Origin of the sequence: Pseudoalteromonas sp. S8-8, from assembly GCF_000497875.1 — a bacterium.
Taxonomy (GTDB): domain Bacteria; phylum Pseudomonadota; class Gammaproteobacteria; order Enterobacterales; family Alteromonadaceae; genus Pseudoalteromonas; species Pseudoalteromonas arctica.
Genome location: NZ_AUTR01000010.1, coordinates 25,680 through 45,179, shown reverse-complemented (window position 1 = coordinate 45,179; position 19,500 = coordinate 25,680). Strand labels below are relative to the sequence as shown.

General features: G+C 39.0%; 14 protein-coding genes. 3 read left to right on the top strand and 11 right to left on the bottom strand.

The features are described 5' to 3' along the window. Position 1 precedes the first annotated feature (1 nt). The 3 genes from L659_RS0102365 (at position 2) to fusA (ending at position 4,655) form a co-directional block, all read left to right on the top strand. Entirely contained in the window at positions 2–1,624 is a 1,623-nt protein-coding gene (locus tag L659_RS0102365) for an ATP-binding protein (RefSeq protein ID WP_024589480.1), read from the top strand. A 14-nt stretch (positions 1,625–1,638) separates the two neighbouring features. Then, a complete protein-coding gene (locus tag L659_RS0102360; protein WP_024589479.1) occupies positions 1,639–2,364 on the top strand; it encodes a response regulator in 726 nt (241 codons plus the stop codon). A 206-nt stretch (positions 2,365–2,570) separates the two neighbouring features. Further along, positions 2,571–4,655, top strand: a complete 2,085-nt coding sequence (gene fusA / locus L659_RS0102355; RefSeq protein WP_010554859.1) for an elongation factor G — start codon at positions 2,571–2,573, stop codon at positions 4,653–4,655. Between the two features lie 854 nt (positions 4,656–5,509). Here the strand turns inward: fusA and mdoH are convergent. The 11 genes from mdoH to ubiB all read right to left on the bottom strand — a co-directional run bounded on the left by mdoH (position 5,510) and on the right by ubiB (position 19,494). Next, the gene (gene mdoH / locus L659_RS0102345) at positions 5,510–7,471 is read right to left on the bottom strand and encodes a glucans biosynthesis glucosyltransferase MdoH (protein ID WP_024589478.1); all 1,962 of its coding nucleotides are present in this window, start codon (positions 7,469–7,471) and stop codon (positions 5,510–5,512) included. Further along, a complete protein-coding gene (locus L659_RS0102340) occupies positions 7,443–9,062 on the bottom strand; it encodes a glucan biosynthesis protein G (protein ID WP_024589477.1) in 1,620 nt (539 codons plus the stop codon). The genes mdoH and L659_RS0102340 overlap by 29 nt, the downstream gene beginning before the upstream one ends. 329 nt (positions 9,063–9,391) lie before the next feature. Beyond that, positions 9,392–12,124, bottom strand: coding sequence for an ExeM/NucH family extracellular endonuclease (locus L659_RS0102335; protein ID WP_024589476.1), 2,733 nt, complete (start codon positions 12,122–12,124; stop codon positions 9,392–9,394). 128 nt (positions 12,125–12,252) lie between these two features. Continuing rightward, positions 12,253–13,263 carry a porphobilinogen synthase gene (gene hemB, locus L659_RS0102330; RefSeq protein ID WP_007579839.1) on the bottom strand — a complete coding sequence of 337 codons (1,011 nt, stop codon included), beginning with the start codon at positions 13,261–13,263 and terminating at the stop codon, positions 12,253–12,255. Between the two features lie 12 nt (positions 13,264–13,275). Next, on the bottom strand, positions 13,276–15,129 hold the full coding sequence (locus tag L659_RS0102325; RefSeq protein WP_024589475.1) for a sensor domain-containing diguanylate cyclase: 1,854 nt from the start codon (positions 15,127–15,129) through the stop codon (positions 13,276–13,278). Then, positions 15,129–15,914 carry a TatD family hydrolase gene (locus L659_RS0102320; RefSeq protein ID WP_024589474.1) on the bottom strand — a complete coding sequence of 262 codons (786 nt, stop codon included), beginning with the start codon at positions 15,912–15,914 and terminating at the stop codon, positions 15,129–15,131. Before L659_RS0102320 ends, L659_RS0102325 begins: the two co-directional genes overlap by 1 nt. Continuing rightward, entirely contained in the window at positions 15,914–16,432 is a 519-nt protein-coding gene (locus L659_RS0102315) for a hypothetical protein (RefSeq protein ID WP_024589473.1), read from the bottom strand. The genes L659_RS0102320 and L659_RS0102315 overlap by 1 nt, the downstream gene beginning before the upstream one ends. Position 16,433: 1 nt before the next feature. Then, entirely contained in the window at positions 16,434–17,174 is a 741-nt protein-coding gene (tatC, locus tag L659_RS0102310) for a twin-arginine translocase subunit TatC (protein WP_024589472.1), read from the bottom strand. A 48-nt stretch (positions 17,175–17,222) separates the two neighbouring features. Continuing rightward, on the bottom strand, positions 17,223–17,555 hold the full coding sequence (gene tatB, locus L659_RS0102305; protein ID WP_024589471.1) for a Sec-independent protein translocase protein TatB: 333 nt from the start codon (positions 17,553–17,555) through the stop codon (positions 17,223–17,225). 5 nt (positions 17,556–17,560) lie between these two features. Beyond that, positions 17,561–17,809 (bottom strand): Sec-independent protein translocase subunit TatA, encoded by a 249-nt coding sequence (gene tatA, locus L659_RS0102300; RefSeq protein WP_004334954.1) that lies wholly within the window; start codon positions 17,807–17,809, stop codon positions 17,561–17,563. 80 nt (positions 17,810–17,889) lie between these two features. Further along, positions 17,890–19,494: a ubiquinone biosynthesis regulatory protein kinase UbiB gene (ubiB, locus tag L659_RS0102295; RefSeq protein WP_024589470.1), complete on the bottom strand. Its 1,605-nt coding sequence runs from the start codon at positions 19,492–19,494 to the stop codon at positions 17,890–17,892. Positions 19,495–19,500 lie beyond the last annotated feature (6 nt).

Genomic DNA, 19,500 nt, shown 5'->3' with positions numbered 1-19,500 from the left:
AATGAAAAACACCAACAAGCTAAATCCATTGCAAAACATGGCCATAAAACCTAAGCGATTAGAAACACGATTAATTATTTGGGTAACAGGATTGTGTGTATTGCAGGCTTTATTATTTGGCGCGTTGGTGTATCAACTTACAGCGCAAAGCTTACATAACCATATTGGTGATAAAGCATTAGCTGTAGCAAGCAGTATTGCCACACGTGCTGATGTAATTAATGCACTGAAAATACCTAATGACTTAACCGCTATTAACATGCAAATTGAAGATTTACGACAGCTTGTAGGTGCTGATTTTATTGTTGTTGGCGATGAAAATGCGCTTCGTATTGTGCATCCAGATGAAGATAAAATTGGCAAAAAAATGGTCGGAGGCGATAGCCAAGCTGCATTAAAAGGTGAACGCTATATTTCGGTGGCCCATGGTAGCTTAGGTGAATCAATTCGTGGCAAAGTGCCGGTGTACGCAGGTAATAATGAAATAATAGGCGTTGTATCGGTTGGTTTTTTAGTACAATCAATCGATCCGCTTATTCTCTCTCGCAGTAGTGAAATTTTAATATGGGGCTTAATACTTGTAGGTTTAAGTATACTGGCGGCTATTTATATTGGACAGCGTGTCAGAAATGCTATTTTTGGCCTGCAGCCAGATGAAATTGCACGTTTGTTTTCAGAACAAGATGCAATTTTAAATACGGTACGCAGCGGTATTATTGCACTCGACCCGGACGGAAAAGTACGAAAACTCAATCAACGCGCCTGCGAAATATTAGATAAACCAACTTCAATTATTAATCAGAACCTCAGCTTAAACGATTTATTACCTGAACATGCAGAATTTTTATTGCGTAATCAGCGACGTAAAATAGTGGGTTTTGAATTATTTGCCGCCGATAAACGCCTTATATTATCGAGATTTTCTTTGCAAGTGCAAGGGCAGGCGGATGGTATTTTACTGAGTATGCGCCCCTCTGATGAACTTGAGTATTTAAGCCAACAACTTACTAAAGTTCAGGCTTTTGCAGAGCTTTTAAGGGTACAAACTCATGACTATTCTAATAAGCTCAACTTAATTGGTGCGTTAGTGCAAATGGGCAAAAACGAACAAGCTATAGAAATAATAGGGCAAGAAAGCCAGGGCTCTCAGGCACAAATTCATAACTTGTTAGAGCGCATACAAGACCCTGTGCTTGCTGGTTTGTTGGTGGGTAAATATCATAAAGCAAGAGAATTAAATGTTGCGCTTGAGCTTAACCCCGACAGCCTACTTGGTGTTATTGCACGTAAAGATATGCTCGAGCGAGTTGTATCTATTTTAGGTAACCTTATAGATAATGCGATTGAGGCTGCTATTAGGTCATCGAACTCTCGCTCTGCAAAAGTACGGGTAACCGTTGATGAAACCAGCCAAACTCTCTTATTTGATGTAGAAGATACAGGCTTTGGGTTAGGTTCTGACCATGATGTTATTTTTACCCCTCAGTACAGCTCTAAATCAGGAGCAGAGCATGGTATTGGTTTATATTTAGTAAAAACAAATTTAGACTCATGCGGTGGCACGTTAGAAATTGGTGAGTCAGACCTACTTGGTGCAAGACTAAGTGTTTACATTCCAAAATAATAAGAGCATTAAACATGACGTATTCAGTAGTAATAATTGAAGACGAAGTAGAGGTAGCACAGCTATTAGCGCAGTACTTGTTATTACCAAATGGTGTCGCAGGTAGTCAAACGCCAAAGCAAAGTTTAAGGCAAGCACAGTATCAGGTAGTGGGCATTGCAGGTAATTTAAGCACGGCAACAGCCTTACTGCATGCAATTGAACCCGATTTGATTTTACTCGATATACATTTACCTGATGGTAACGGACTTGATTTATTGACCGACTTACGACGTCGAACGATTAAAAGTGAGGTTATGCTGCTCACTGCTGCAAAAGAGGTCGAAACCCTTGAAAAAGCAATGCAGTTAGGCGCATGCGACTTTTTAGTAAAACCATTAATGTTAAACCGACTTGATCAAGCACTCGCACGTTTTGAATCACGTCAGCAATGTTTTTCTGATGCAAGTGAAGTAACGCAGTCAATGGTTGATACGTTATTTGGTTCAAAGCAGCAAACCAACACGTCTGTTCGTTTACCAAAAGGGGTCGATCAACTTACCCTGCAAAAAATACATGATGCTTTTGTAGAGCACGCAACCACTGCATTTACCGCTCAGCAAATGGGCGATTTGGTTGGTGTTAGTCGCTCTACAGCACGCCGTTACTTGGAGTATTTGCTTGAATCAGGTAAGTTAACAGCGGATCAAAGTTATGGCAGTATTGGCCGCCCTGAACGTTGCTATAAAATAGCGAAGTAACTTTTTGTACCTAAGGCTTAAATATTAAATTTCATTTATTTCAATGCCTTACGTTTTTTTTGTTATGTTTGATATTTAATAGATTCTGACGATAAAAAAAATATGTTGAATTGATTGCATTTTAAGCGGCTTGTATGGTGATGTTCGCTTTAAGTGATGTTATACTCCTGCGGAATAATTTATCGACTTTATTAAGAGCAAAATTAATGGCAGATTTATCGAAGTACAGAAACATTGGTATTTTCGCGCACGTTGATGCGGGTAAGACCACGACTACTGAGCGTATCCTAAAGCTTACTGGTCAAATCCATAAAACTGGTGAGGTTCATGATGGTGAATCTACTACTGACTTCATGGAACAAGAAGCTGAGCGCGGTATTACTATTCAGTCTGCGGCTGTAAGCTGTTTCTGGAAAGATCACCGTTTTAACGTTATCGATACTCCTGGACACGTTGACTTCACAGTTGAAGTTTACCGTTCACTTAAAGTACTAGATGGCGGCATCGGTGTGTTCTGTGGTTCTGGTGGTGTTGAACCACAATCAGAAACTAACTGGCGTTATGCTAATGATTCAGAAGTTGCACGTATTATCTTCGTAAATAAATTAGACCGTATGGGTGCTGATTTTTACCGTGTAACTGAGCAAGTACGTAAAGTACTTGGCGCAACTCCACTAATCATGACTTTACCAATTGGTATTGAAGATGAGTTTGTTGGTGTTGTAGATGTTTTAACTAAAAAAGCATACGTTTGGGATGACACTGGTCTTCCTGAAAACTACGAAATCACAGACATTCCTGCAGACATGGTAGATAAAACTGACGAGTATTATGAAATGCTTGTTGAAACTGCCCTTGAGCAAGACGATGCACTACTTGAAGCTTACATGGAAGGTGAAGCACCTTCTTTAGAAGACATCAAACGTTGTATCCGTAAAGGTACTCGTGACCTTGCTTTCTTCCCAACATACTGTGGTTCTGCGTTTAAGAACAAAGGTATGCAGCTTATTCTTGACGCTGTTGTTGATTACTTACCATGTCCTACAGAAGTTGATCCTCAACCTCTTATGGATGAAGAAGGTAACGAAAATGGCGAGTTCGCAGTAGTATCTACTGACGAACCTTTCAAAGCGTTAGCATTCAAAATAATGGATGACCGTTTTGGTGCATTAACATTCGTACGTATTTACTCAGGTAAACTAAACAAGGGTGACACTATCCTTAACTCGTTTACTGGTAAAACTGAGCGTGTTGGCCGTATGGTTGAGATGCAAGCAGATGATCGTAACGAATTAACTAGCGCGCAAGCTGGTGACATCATTGCTATCGTAGGTATGAAAAACGTGCAAACTGGTCACACTCTATGTGATCCTAAGCACCCAGTAACACTTGAGCCAATGGTATTCCCAACTCCAGTAATCTCGATTGCTGTACAGCCTAAAGATAAAGGCGGTAATGAGAAAATGGGTGTTGCTATCGGTAAAATGGTTGCAGAAGATCCATCTTTCCAAGTTGAGACTGATGAAGATTCAGGCGAGACTATCCTTAAAGGTATGGGTGAGCTTCACTTAGATATCAAAGTAGATATTCTTAAGCGTACTTACGGCGTAGACCTTATTGTTGGTCAACCACAAGTTGCTTACCGTGAAACTATCACTAAAGAAATTGAAGATAGCTACACGCATAAGAAACAATCTGGTGGTTCTGGTCAGTTCGGTAAAATCGACTACCGCATCAAGCCAGGCGAAGTTGCTTCAGGTTTCACGTTTAAATCATCAGTTGTTGGTGGTAACGTACCTAAAGAATTCTGGCCTGCAGTTGAGAAAGGCTTCAAGTCAATGATGGGTACTGGTGTTCTAGCTGGCTTCCCTGTACTTGACGTTGAAATTGAACTTTTCGACGGTGGTTTCCATGCCGTGGATTCATCTGCAATCGCGTTCGAAATCGCTGCTAAAGGCGCTTTCCGTCAATCGATCCCTAAAGCGGGCGCACAACTTCTTGAGCCAATCATGAATGTTGACGTGTTCACTCCAGAAGATCACGTTGGTGACGTAATCGGTGACCTTAACCGTCGTCGTGGCATGATGAAAGACCAAGAAGCTGGTTTAACAGGCAGCCGTATTAAAGCTGACGTACCGTTATCAGAAATGTTCGGTTACATCGGTACACTACGTACAATGACATCTGGTCGTGGTCAGTTCTCTATGGAGTTCTCACACTACGCTGCATGTCCGCAAAACGTTGCTGATACAGTAATCGCTGCAGAAAAAGAGAAAAAAGCTGCTAAGTAATTAGCTCTTTAACTCTTTAAAAAAACCCGCACATGTTGCGGGTTTTTTATTGCCTATAATTTGGTTTTATTTTTTTAGTTGTTTATAACTACTTTTTATTATTAATTAGTCCTATGTTACTAATTAATAAAAAGGTACTAGAGAGCAATTTATTTACCTCAATTACTTAATTGGTTGGTTTATAAGAGGTTAATTGTAAAGTAAATGTAACTGTATGAATTTTAAGAACTTCTATTGATGCATCTATATACGTAATGTAGAATACTAGCACTTTTAGACTAGAGCTCTAAAGTCAGATAAGGAAGTCTCCGCAGCAGAGACGTTTGCTATTAATTCTATATAAGACGTAACAATCATGAAATCTATTAAATTAGCACCAAACTGGTGGCTACAATTTACAAAATGCGTTTTAGCATTCAGCTTAATATTTTTAATTCATATTATATTTTCTGTGAACCTAAAAATTGTTTTTCTCACTGTAATGCCAGCTCTACTGATTATTACTACTTTTAATATTCTTCATCTTCGTTTTTTACATTGTTATAAAGCAGGCATTTGTTATACGCGTTTATGCACAAAGCGTTATATCAATAGCGAGGAAATTAGTTGCGTATCATTTAGTTCGTTTTTTCTTTTCACCATTTTTAAGGTGGAGTTAGATAATGGTAAAACGTTCCATTTTTATAACTGGCAACTTGATGATGAAACGCAATCAGCTATTTCTAAAATGTACTGCAATAAGTTAGCTAACAAAATTGAAAATATTAGCGATAAATGCAATGCTTGATCTTTAATTTAGATAGCAAAAAGGAGCGATTAATCGCTCCTTTTTTGTTTTTGTATTTTATAACGCGCTAATTAAACTTTTTTATAGCCTTAGCTTTTAGCGCTTTCATCTTTAGCCTGCGTGGCTTCTTAAAAGACTGGATAGGCATTGTTACCAACTGCTCTTGTGGTAGTGCCGGTATTGTTTGTGGATAAGCACCTTCCTTTGGTACCGAAATTTCTTTTAGATGTATTTTAAGTGCTTCTAGAGTTGAGTCGTTATCAACTTCACTAGGGCAAATAAATATACCTAACTTTCTTAGTTGTACACCGAGTTTAATGCTACTGGTATAACGGATAATCGGAGCGCCTAATACTAAGCCCAGCAATATAGGTGATAACCACCAAAAGAATACTGGTGTGAAGTAGTAAGCCGTACAACCCCATGCAATAGCCACAATAGTTGAGAATAACGTATAACCAAACGCCTCTTTCCACTGAACCATACGACCTTCGCGCGGTTGCGCATCCCACTTCACTTTTTTACCTAAAAACACACAAAGTACAAAGTAAGCATGAAATACCATCATTAATGGGGCAACAATAATAGCAAATACGGTTTCAATGATTGAGCCTAGTATGAGCTTAATTGAACCACCAAAGCGTTTGTTTCTATGTATTAAGGTGACTATTATGCCCATTAGTTTAGGCATTAATAAAATAACAATAGTTAAATACAAGAGTGAATCAATCAGATCGGTTTTAGCTATTTGCCATGTAGGGAATAATTGATAAACACGGTTAAAGTACACATCACTATTTAATGCGCGCGTTACTGCGTCAATAGTACTTAGCGCTAGCATTGAGAGCCAAATTAGTGATGAAATATAGGCTGTGGCACCGAGTAAAAAGTGTAGCTTACTCATTAATTTTAATTTGGATGACGATAGTAAACCTAAGTGCTGAATATTACCTTGCACCCAGCGTCTATCGCGTACAGCGTAGTCTAGAATGTTACTTGGTACTTCTTCATAGCTACCTTCAATATCTGATAGCAACAATACATCCCAACCAGCACTGTGAAGTAGTGAAGCTTCTACAAAGTCATGACTTAAAATTTCGCCGCCAAAAGGTGCATTACCTTTTAGTGTTGGCAAGCCACAGCACGTTATAAATGCTTCAACTCTAATGATTGCATTATGACCCCAGTAGTTGGCTTTATCAGTTTGCCAAAAAGCTGAGCCAGTAGCGAGCATTGGGCTATATAGCACTGACGCAAACTGTAAAAAGCGGCCAAAAAAGGTATCTTGACGAACAGGGATCGGAATAGTTTGGATCAGGCCTGCTTGTGGGTTGTTGAGCATACTTGTAGTAAGCTCTAGCATACATTTTCCGGTCATTACGCTATCTGCATCAAGCACAATCATATGGTCGTACTGGCTGCCCCAGCGCTCACAAAAGTCGGTTAGGTTACCTACCTTACGGTGTTTGTTATCTTCGCGACGACGATAAAAAACGTTTTTAGTCGTATCACCTAAACGTTCACACAATGCATGCCATGCACTTAGCTCGTTTTTAGCTATTTCTGGGTCTTGCGTGTCGCTTAATAGATAAAAATCGAAGTTTGCAAGTTGACCTGTTTCTTTTAACGATTGCAGACTAACTTCAAAGCCCGCGATAACACGGTGGGTGTCTTCGTTGTAAATAGGCATTACAACGGCGGTTTTTTGGGCGTTAATTGCCTCACTATTGAACTCAATTGGTTTAATACGCTTTAGCGTAAGTGGGTCAATTCGTAATAGCTGTAATACAAAGCCGATTGTTCCACTACAAAATGCCGTTACAATCCAGGCAAAAGTGATTGAGAATAATACTAAAAGAGCATACTCAAGTAATGTCATACCGTTTGAGCTTAAAATCTCAAACATAATAGATATGCCGTAGCCAGATGTGCCAAGCGCTGCAATAGCAAATAGCCAAACTCTTAATGTTTTGAATGGCATTGGAGTGCCCTTACCTTTATTACTTGATGTCATTTGGGTACCAAACATAACTCCATACCTCGCTAATTTCTTTATCACGTAGTTTTAACGATAAACGCATATCAACGGGTTGATCGTCCTGTGGTGCAATTTTAAAGGCTACACGCCATCCTCGTGAATCAGGCAGTTTTTGTACATTCACGTCGGTTACTTCGCCTGTTGTAAGTTGAATGTCGGCATCTAGCTTTAACTGTTCAGAGAGTTGATTTATTTCTGACCCAGTAAAATCAACAGTAAATTGGCGATGGCTTTTTGGTGGTGGATTGTCTTCACCTGGTAAAGCGGCGCTACCGATCCTTGTGCGCAGTACTCTCGCTTTCTCGTGCTGAGTTAAAACTGCATTAAAGGTCGTCATTTTGTAGCTTAGCTTTAATGAATCACCGGCTTTCATTGGCTTTTCTGGTACCCAGTAACTTACGATATTGTCGTTAGTTTCTGTATCAGTAGGTATTTCTACAAGTTCTACACGGCCACTTCCCCATTCACCTTGTGGTTCGATCCATAGGCTAGGGCGGTTGTGGTAATGTGCTTCTGTGTCCAGGTAGTTATTAAAGTCTCGGTCTCGTTGAGCTAACCCAAAACCTTTTGGATTATTATATGAAAACGAAGTTACACTTAGCTGTGAAGGGTTGTTAAGAGGGCGCCATACCCATTTATCATCAGCTGATTGAGTTAATAGGCCATCTGAGTCATGAACTTCAGGGCGATAGTCATCAAAAAATTTGGTACTGTTTTCACCGTGGTAAAACATACTCGTTAGTGGAGCTACACCTAGCTTTTTAATATCTTTACGCGCAAATATCTGCATATCAACATCAACTAGCATATTAGTTGTAGGGTCAACACTAAACTTGTATGCACCCGATATAGATGGGCTATCTAATAATGCAAAAATGGTGATTTGGGTTTGGTCGGCCTTTGGTTTAACTAACCAGAATTCTTTGAACATTGGAAATTCTTCACCCGAATTTTCTGCTGTATCAATGGCAAGGCCTCTAGCTGATAATCCATAAACTTGCTGAGGGCCAACGACTCTAAAATACGATGCTCCCTGAAATACCATTACTTCGTCTTTATACTCGTTAGTATTTAACGGGTAATGTAAGCGAAATCCAGCATGGCCTAGTTGAGTATCCGCAACACTTTTAGCTATTTCTTCTTGTAGTGGTGCAGCAGTGCCATCGTATTGGTAAAAGTCGGTACTGAAAGGTAAGCGACTGCGTTTAGAGTCGCTATCAACGGTATTTATTGTCACAGGTGTTTTATATAAAAAACCAGGATGGAATAATTGCAGCTCGTACAGGCCTTCATCTTTCCATACTGCTTTGTCTTTTTTAAATCGAATTGAACGGTAATCTTGATAATCAATATTGTTAAGTGCTTCAAGCTCAATGTTTTTAGGCGCCACGTATTCTTCGCTTGCTAACTTTTTAGCGCGGGCGCTAATTACGTCAAATAAGCTACTTTGTGGGATTGCTACATCAACGGTTGCAGCAATCGCTTGGTTGCTATTGCCCCAAGTCGAAAAAATAATAAGTAGACCCAGTAGTGGTGCTGACTTCTTTTGCCATTTAGGCAGATTTTGGGTTAGTTGTTTCATTCTCATTCCTTTATAAAAACACGACTTATTTTTACGTTTAGGGTAAATATTGATTTTATTTTGTAAGTATCTTCTAAATAACTTAGAGCAAAATTTAAACCTTAATAAAAGTTCATATTTTTCAATAGGTAATATTTATATACATAATTCACTGAGGTTTTGTTGTGTAAAATTCACTCAAATGTATGTAGTTGTTACTGATTAATTACTAGAAGATTCACAGATCGTCTGAACATATTACGGGGGGTTTAATGAAGCTTGTCTGAATTACATTTGTATAAAATAAAAAAGCCGCAAGAGCGGCTTTCAAATGTTTAGATTTAACTTAGTTATTTCTTTTTAAATCGACGCACTATTGATAGTGGTGCTAAAAGAAGTGATAACCATAATAATGAACCTGCATCATTATCATCATCTGAGCGTAAGTTATTTACTTTCACGGCTACTTTTTCAACGTTAGATAAGTTACCCACGCTATCCTGAGCTTGCACTGTTAAAGTAATACGATTTTCAAATTCGTAATCAATCTCTCCAGCAACAATTAGCTGCCCCTGATTGTTAATAGAAACGCTGTCATTATCAGATGTAATAAATTTAACAACTGGTGATTCATCGGCATTTGGATCACTAAAATCGAGTGTGCCGATAATTGTTCCAATTGCGCTGTTTTCATCGACTGCAAAAACTTGATCAGCTTTAATAACTGGCGTTTGTTCTTCAGGTGTTAAAGTGATTTCAGATTTAATATCAATAATTACAGGGTCGTGATCTGATGCGCGGTATGCACTTTCAGAATACAAACTAGATTGTTGACCTTCGCTTTTAAACTCTACATTGTAATCAAGAGAAATAGGTTCATCTGCGTTGATGTGCCAATCTGTTGCTGCGACAATTTTGCTAAGTAGTGATTGGGTAGCTACTGCATGATCTAAACTACCTGCGCGACCAGAAAAACTGTAAGAATAACCAAGCGTATCACCATCAATTTCTGCAACTACATTTTTGTAGCCTTTATCAGCAAATGCACGTATAGGATCTTCCATTGCGTAAGCATTCATATCGCCGACTAAAATAGTATCTTCGTCGTCAACACCGGTTGGTTTGCTATCAAGCCAATTTGCGAATGCATTAGCACCTTCTGTGCGTATTTCATTCCAACAGCCTTGTCCATCACCTGAATCTGCATTGTTTCCAGAAGCACTACCACAGCTTTTAGATTTAAGGTGTGACACAGCAACAGTAAATACTTCATCAGTTTCTAATGATTTAAAGCTTTGTGCAATTGGAGCACGGTTACTAAAATCAAATGGAGCCTCAGTCGTAATAGCAGCAGTACCTATTTCTTCTACTTTGTTAGCACGATAGATAAGTGCGGTAGTAATTGCATCGGTACCAATTTGATCTACGTTAAAATCAACAAATGCATAGTTGTTAGCACTATCAGCGTCATTTAATGCATCTACTAAGCTTGCAATTGCACTAAATTCGCCAAAACCATCATTTTCAATTTCCATTAAACCAACAACATCGGCCTGGATAGCGCTAATGGCACTTACAATTTTAGCTTCTTGGCGAGTAAATTCAGCTTCTGAATCTGCACCTCGGGCTGTCGGGAACCCTCCGCCTTGGCCATCACCATTAAAGTAATTAAGTACGTTAAAGCTAGCTACACGTAAATCTGCTTCAGCATTAAGTTCAGGCGCATTTTCACGTGCATTTGTTGCAATAAACGAAGGTGCTACAGTTGGGTGGATTCTGTAAAGGCTAAAGCTATAAGCAAGTGCCCCCGTAACCGTATTAACTGTATCGCCAGTACGTAATGTATTTTCTGCTGATAAGCCTGGAGTTGGGTAGGCTGTAGGGTCTAAGTTTTGTACTGTAGAGCCATCATCTAGTAAAATCTTTTTAAGTAGATTTTCAGTTTCAACTGCATTAGCTGCATCTCCAGGTAATGCAACTTGGGTACCTTGATACAAGCGTTCTGTTGCTAATTCAACTTCACCATATCGACCAAGGCCAAAGTTATTAGTTACTACTAATGGTTGTTCTAATGTAACTAACATACCTTCAAAAGCTTCTAAATCAGTTGTATCAGCTAAAGGTAAAGTGATTTTTGTAGCTGCTGCAGCTAAACCAGTGCCACATACGGCAACTTGGCTAACACTGCCGATTTGTGTTGCATCAAAATATTCTTCTACAGTACCTTGTACACGTACATGGTCGCCTACGTTTACGTCAATATCTGCAAAATAAACAAATACACCTTCAGAGGTGAGAGGATTTGCATCTATGTCAGCAGCAAGTGAGCTAACAAAAAAGCCTTTTAATTGATCATCATCTTGGAAGTCTGCGGTTACAATACCCTCAAACTCTACTAAAGTATTAACAAGCGGGCTTGCAGAGCTATCGCCTTGTATAGCGTTAATTAGTACTTTTTCTGCGCCACAAACAAGTGGTTCAAGTGGTTCTGGTTCTGGAATTGGTTCAGGAGCACTGCCTTCAGAACCAGAATGAGAACCTAATCCATCGAATGTATCTATATCAAATTGAACCCATTCATCGCTAGGGCTAAACGCTGATGTTGAATCAGTGCGGCCTGTTGTAATACTGTCTTTTCTACGGAGTGTTTTGTTTTGCGTTTGTGCTGAGGCATCAGACCAAAATGACCCTGGATCTACACCCACTTGACCAAAGCTATCGACTACAATACCATCTTTTGTTAACACAAGAGCATCGTCACCGTTGTAAAATGTAACAGTGCTAGTAGTATCGGAAATACTTAGTATGTCTTCAATTGCGCCGGAGTTGGCAATTACGTATGTTGTATTTGCAGCTAATTCACCTGTTAAAGCAATAGAATTTCCTACAGTATCGCTACCGTTTGAATACAGTCCTAATGTGTATCCATCAAGTACTATTGAGGTAGGTGCATTATTATAAAGCTCAATTGCTTTATTATTACTGCTTCCCTCTATGTATTCTGAAATGATTAGATCTGCAGAGGCTGGTGCACTGAGACTTGCTATAACAAGTGCGAGTGGTGTTATTTTTGTTTTAAACATTTTTTTATTATTCCCGTGTATTAATCCCAAAATGGGACACCAGTTTAGAGAATAAATATGACGAAAATAATACAAAAATGTAAACGAATGTAAACAAAAGGCGATTTAACCGCCTTTTTATAAAAACCTTACTTTTTAGCTAGGTATTGTGCGGCTTGCTTAGCAAAATAGGTCAATATTCCATCGGCGCCTGCACGCTTAAATGCAAGTAAAGACTCCATTATAGTAGCTTCCTCACTTAACCAACCGTTATCAATAGCTGCTTTGTGCATTGCATACTCGCCACTTACCTGATATGCGAAAGTAGGTACACCAAACTCGTCTTTAACACGACGTACAATATCTAAATAAGGCATGCCAGGCTTAACCATGACCATATCAGCGCCTTCTTGTAAGTCTAATGCGACCTCACGTATTGCTTCATCAGAGTTTGCAGGGTCCATTTGGTAGGTTTTTTTATCGGCACCTTTTAAGTTCCCAGCAGAACCTATTGCATCTCTAAATGGGCCATAGTAGCTAGATGCGTATTTAGCTGAGTAGGCCATAATACGGGTATGCACAAACCCATCAGCTTCAAGTGCTTCACGAATTGCAGCAATACGGCCATCCATCATGTCCGAAGGGGCAATTACATCGGCGCCCGCTTCTGCATGCGAGAGTGCTTGTTTAACTAAAATTTCGGTGGTTACGTCGTTTATTACATAGCCTGTGTCATCAATAATGCCGTCTTGACCGTGCGTCGTGAATGGATCAAGTGCACCATCAGTAATTACACCCAACTCAGGAAAGGCTTCTTTTAAAGCGCGAACAGTACGTTGCACTAAGCCATCGTCATTATATGCTTCTTCGGCAAATAGTGATTTTTTGTCCGCAGGGGTTACCGGAAAAATAGCAACGGCAGGTACGCCAAGTTCAACAAGTTCTTTTGCCTCAAGCAATAGTAAATCTATCGATAGACGTTCAATACCAGGCATTGATTCAATTGCTTCGCGGCGATTTTTACCTTCAAGTACAAATACAGGGTAAATTAAATCGTTTACGCTAAGTTGGTTTTCGGCCATTAAGCGGCGAGAAAAGTCGCTGCGGCGCATTCTGCGCATGCGAGTATACGGGAAAAGGTCTAATCCTGATTGGGCCATATTAATATGCTCCTACTGTGGTAATGGAAAAGTGATTACTTGATTACGGCCATGTTGCTTTGCGTAATAAAGTGCTTTGTCGGCGCACTCAGTAAAAATTTGAGGATTGCTAACATCATCAGCAATGCTGGTGTATACACCAGCGCTAATTGTAAATTGAATATCATTATTGGCAACCGTTACTGTACTGGCTGAGATAGCTGCTCGTATTTTTTCAGCTATGTCTTGTGCACCTTCGCTGGGGGTATTAGGTAATAGCACCACAAACTCTTCACCGCCATAACGAGCAACTTCATCGAGTGGTCGCTTTAAATGATCTTTTATAAGGTCAGATACAGCTTTAATAACTTGATCGCCAATTATGTGTCCGTATGTATCGTTAATGCTTTTGAATCGGTCTATATCAAGCATAACAATACTAAGCGGCGTTTGTTCACGGCGAGACCGACGAAGCTCCATTATTAGCTTTTTATCAAAAAAGCGTCTGTTTTTTATTCCGGTTAAAGCGTCTTCGGTATTGAGTAACTCAAGTGAGCGGTTTTTTTCTTCAAGTTCTCTGAGTGTAATTTGTAATTCAAAGGTGCGTTCGTCGACTTGTGATTCGAGTTCTTGGCGTGTTTTTTCTTGTAACTTTAAGCGCTCTTTAAGTAGCGTATCTTGAGCCGCATTTTCAGCAATCAAGGTTTGCTGAGCAATTACTTCTTCATCACGTTGCAAAATAAATAACTTCATTACACTGTAGCATAGACAAAATGTGCAGCTAAAAAAGCATGTAAATACAAATGCTAATGTACTTCTGTCAAAGGCGTATAGCCCTATTACTGCAACAATAAAATAAAGCATCACCACCAAGAAAAAAACTAATACGAGCAGTAGCGCTTTATTAGGTTTAGAAGGTGATAAACGTATGCACATAAGTGTAGTTGCAATATAAAAGCCTAAAACGATTGGGATAGTAGTTAAGCAAAATAGTGTCACTATATGGTTTGGAAATAGCCAAATAAATAATAACGAGACACCTAATGCGTTAACTACCACTTTTTGAACCGTTAGTAAAAAAGAGGGCTTTGGATGGCAAATTTGCTTTTGTAAAGGCAAAAACATTAAAGCAATAAGCATAAGTAATACAGGGATCATAACTTGCTGTAATGCTGGCAAATTAGGATGAATATATTTTAGGCCAAAGCCACAAATGTAGGCTAATAAACTACCTAATGTGAGGGTAATTAAACCAGCATAAACAAAATAACGTTTACGTGAAAAACTATATAAAACTAAGCAACTCACACCTAAAGAAAATATAAAACCAATCAATAAGCCATAGAGTAAATTAAGTTTACCTTTATGTGCCAAATAAGCTTCTGGTTGCCACAGCGTTAAAGGGACTCGCAAGCCGGAGCTATTCGTCACTCTCATAATAATAATGGTTTCGCTATTTGCAGGGCTAATTAATTTAACTAATAAAGATTCACTCTTAATCGCACGTTTATCAAGGGGGTATGCATCGCCAATTTGGGTGTGAGAAATTAATTGCGAGTTATGTAACTGATATACTTGAACGTCGTTTAGCAGAGGGTTGTTTAGTGACAACAGTTGTTCGGTATTATAACTAAGCGTGTTTTTTATTTTAAATTTTATCCACACAGAACGCTGCTCTAGTCCTAAATTGAGAGGTTTTCCTGTGTTTTTTAGCCACTGTATATGGCCACTTTGTTGTGCACTTAATAGCGATGTTGGTTCAAAAGAGTAATACAGATTATTGATGTTTTGAGAGTTAAAATCGTGTTTTATTATTACCGGGTTTGCGAAAGAGCAAAAAGTGCAAAGGAATACCAATAGGCTTAAAAGTGCCTTTGCATAGGCCATTAACGATCTTCTAAACCAAAAACACGGTGAAAATTTTCTGTAGTTTTACGGGCTACAACTTCTTCATCTATTTGATAAAGTTGTGCAACCGTTTGACAGATATAAGGAAGCAGGGCAGGTTCATTTTTACGCGATTTAGGTTTTGGCTTAACTGTTCGTGGAATTAAAAATGGCGCGTCAGTTTCTATTAATAATCGATCTAGAGGAATACTAGGCACTAGTTGTTGTAAATCTTTACCACGCCTTTCATCACATACCCAACCTGTTATACCAATATACAGACCTAAATCTAAATATTGCTTAAGAGCTACTGAGTTACCCGTAAAGCAATGAAGCACACCGCGAATATTAAACTCTTTTAGAATGCTCAACATATCGTCACTTGCATCACGTTCATGTAAGTAAACAGGTAAATCTAATTTTTCGGCAAGCACTAGGTGGCGTCTAAAAACACTACGCTGTACATCGCGAGGTGAAAAGTCACGGTTATAATCAAGGCCGCATTCACCAATCGCTATGACTTGCTTATTGTTTGCAAGTGCAGTTAATTGTACTTCTAATTCATTCGTCGCCGATTTAGCATCATGCGGGTGGACACCCGCCGTAGAATATTGAAGATGTTTTATCGCAAGTTCAAGTGATTGCTGACTACTTGCAATATCACAACCTATAATAAGCATATTTGTAACCCCGGCTTCGCTTGCGCGGGTAATTACATCACGATGCTGGTCATCAAATTGATGATTAGTTAAGTTAACCCCAGCATCAATTAACGTATATGACATTACTTAGTACGTTTAACGCGAATAGAGCGGTTTTTACCGTCTTTTTTCAGTAAGAAAGAGCTGAATGCACCGCGACTAATTATAATTGTATCATTTTCTTTTAAACGCATGCTGTCAGAGCCAATTTGGCGCCATTGTTGGCCGTTATCTAGTGAAATAATTAACTCGCCATAAGCAGCTTCATCAATTGATGTAATCATGGCTTTTATTTCAGTTTCTTTCTCTACTTGCTCTTCTATTTTATGCTCTAAACCAAAATTGTCAGCTTTTGCCTTTGCTTGAATTGGTGCTGCAGCTACGACTTGAGGCACATTGTTAGCCGTTGGTGGAGTGAGCGTTTTTGTTATTGTTGGCTTTGTTAGTGATTTACCAGCAATTGTATTGTCATAGCAAAGTAATCGGTTAAAGTCATTTTCAATAAAGCTACATGCTTGCAGGGCCTGAGTATTAAATTCAGTTTGCGCAGCAAAAGTAGGCGCACTTAATAAAACCAATAGTGAGAGTAGTTGTTTTTTCATTTTATTCCTCAGATTCTTTTTGTGGTTTGGCGGTATAAAATTTTGCTAAAATTAAACCTAGTTCAAACAAAAGAAGCATCGGAAATGCTAATAATGTTTGTGATAAAACATCAGGCGGTGTTAAAAACATTGCCACTACAAATACACCCACCACGATATAAGGGCGCTTTTCTTTTAAGCTTGTTGTTGTTGTTGCGCCACTCCAGCATAGCAACATAATTGCCACTGGAATTTCGAAAGCGACACCGAATGCAAAAAATAGTTTTAATACAAACCCTAAATAGCTACTTATATCGGGGGCAAGAGTCATCATCTCTGGGCCGGTACTTGTAAAAAAGCCTAAAATAATTGGCAGAACTACAAAATAACAAAAAGCTATGCCGCCATAAAATAATATTATACTTGAGGCGAGAATGGGCATGAGCATTTTCTTTTCGTGCTGATATAACCCCGGTGCTATAAAGCCCCAAATTTGATGCAATATCCACGGAATCGACGCAAATAAAGCGACAAATAAAGTAAGTTTGAAAGGTGCAAAAAAGGGTGCAGTTACATCAGTTGCAATCATAGTCGCAGTACTTGGCAAATGCGAAACTAACGGCTGTGCAACAAAGGCGTAAATATCATTCGCAAAATATACTATGGCAATGAAAATAACTAAAATGCTCAATAGTGCTTTTATTAGCCGATCACGTAACTCAATTAAATGCGCTACAAACCCCGATTTTACTTCCTCAGCCATTATTTTTTATACCATGTAGTAAGTTGACCACAAAGTGAGAGATAAATTTCACTTTTTTTCATCAAGTTGTTGGTTATTTGATGTATCAGGTTGTGTTTTTTTGTAGCTGTGAGTAACTGACTCCGCCGCTTTTTGTAGCTCTGTTAATGAACTTTGTAGCTCAGGGCTTAAATCTTTTAATTCTTGCTGTTCTGCTTTTTTAAGGTTTTCGTGCAGCTCATGAATACGAAGCTCTTCACTTACTTCGGCTTTTACTGAGTTGGCAAGTGATTTAGCGGTTTTAACCCATTTACTCACTGTTCTAATCGCAACAGGTAAGCGCTCAGGGCCGAGCACCACTAAACCCACAATAAAAATAACAACAAGTTCCCACATGCCCATACTAATTAAACCTTATTGTTATCTTTGTTTTTTTCAGTATCGGTTGAGTTGTCAGCAGTGTTTTTTTCTGATTGTTGAATTTGCTCGGATTTCTCTTTTTCGCTCATTTGATCATCCGACATTGCTTTTTTGAAGCCTTTAACAGCGCCTCCAATGTCACCACCCATACCGCGTAGTTTTTTTGTGCCAAAAAGTAAAACTATGATCGCTAAAACAATTAATAATTGCCAAATACTAATACCACCAAAACCCATGGTTTTCTCCAATATATAAAACGGTTAAATGTTTATTTTAAATACTAATTATACGCTCACTAGCGCAAATAGCACCCAGTTTATGCGCTGCGCCATGCCGCTATAAAGCTAATAGCCGATAAGCTTATTGCAATACTTGCAGCTACTAAATCGTGCTGTAAATAACAAAGTGTTGCCATAATCATTGTAGCACTACCAAATAAACTCAATATTAAAGGTTTATGAGATACCTTTTGTTCTTGAGGTTGATGAGCGTGTGGTGCACGCTTTAAATTTTGGTAAATTAGATCAGGTAGTTCAGGCATTTTTTCAGCCCAAAATGGCAAGTTAGCATACATTTGCTTCAGTACTGATAGCGGTCCAACTTGCTGCTTCACCCAATCTTCTAAAAAGGGTTTGGCTGTTTTCCATAAGTCGAGTTGCGGGTAAAGCTGACGCCCTAATCCTTCAACGTATAATAAGGTTTTTTGTAGCAATACTAATTGCGGTTGTACCTGCATGTTAAAACGACGTGCAGTATTAAATAGATTTACGAGCACGTGACCAAATGAAATTTCAGCCAAAGGTTTATTAAATATAGGCTCACAAACTGTGCGAATCGCAAATTCAAATTCTTCAATGCTAGTATCTGGTGGTACCCAACCTGAATCAACGTGTAGCTGTGCAACTTGGCGATAATCACGATTAAAAAAGGCGATAAAGTTTTCAGCTAAATAGCGTTTATCTTCTTTGCTTAACGTACCAACTATACCGCAATCAATACCGATATACATTGGATTTTCAGGATGCTCGCGAGAGACGAATATATTACCAGGGTGCATGTCGGCATGAAAAAAGCTGTCTCTAAACACCTGCGTAAAAAACACTTCTACGCCGCGCTCAGCAAGTAATTTCATATTAGTGTTTTGCGCCAGTAATGCATTCGTATCAGACACCGGTATACCGTAAATACGCTCCATTACCAGCACATTGCTACGGCTATAATCACTGTAAACTGCAGGGATATATAATGAATCAGAGCCTTCAAAATTGCGTTTTAGTTGAATGCCGTTGGCACCTTCTCGCATTAAATCGAGCTCGTCTAGGAGTGTTTTTTTGTATTCTTTAACCACTTCAACGGGGCGTAGACGTTTTGATTCGTTATGGACTTTTGCAAGTACCTTAGCGAGCTTTTCCATTAACGCTAAATCGGCATTAATTTGCTCGTAAATATTGGGTCTAATAACCTTAATGACTACATCTTGTTCAATGCTTTGCTCATCAATAAGCTTTGCTGTATGTACTTGCGCTATAGATGCAGAGGCCAGTGGAGTTTGTGAAAACTCACTAAACAATTCACTTATATCGTTAATTTCTAGCGCTTTTTCTATGATTTTTTGTGCAAGTTCGCCTTCAAATGGCTGAACTTGATCTTGTAAAAATGCAAGCTCTAAAGCGATATCATGAGGGAGTAAGTCACGACGAGTAGAGAGCATTTGGCCAAACTTAATCCAAACAGGACCAAGCTCTTGTAGTGCCAAACGTAAGCGTAGCCCTGCAGGTTTTTCTTTGTGCTGATTACGCAGCCAAAACAAACTGCCACGAGCTACTCTACCAAACCAAGGGATCTTATGTTTTGGAATTAGCTCGTCTAGCCCATAGCTAAGTAAAGTTTTGGTGATGTTATATAAACGTGCAGTCGACACAAAAAA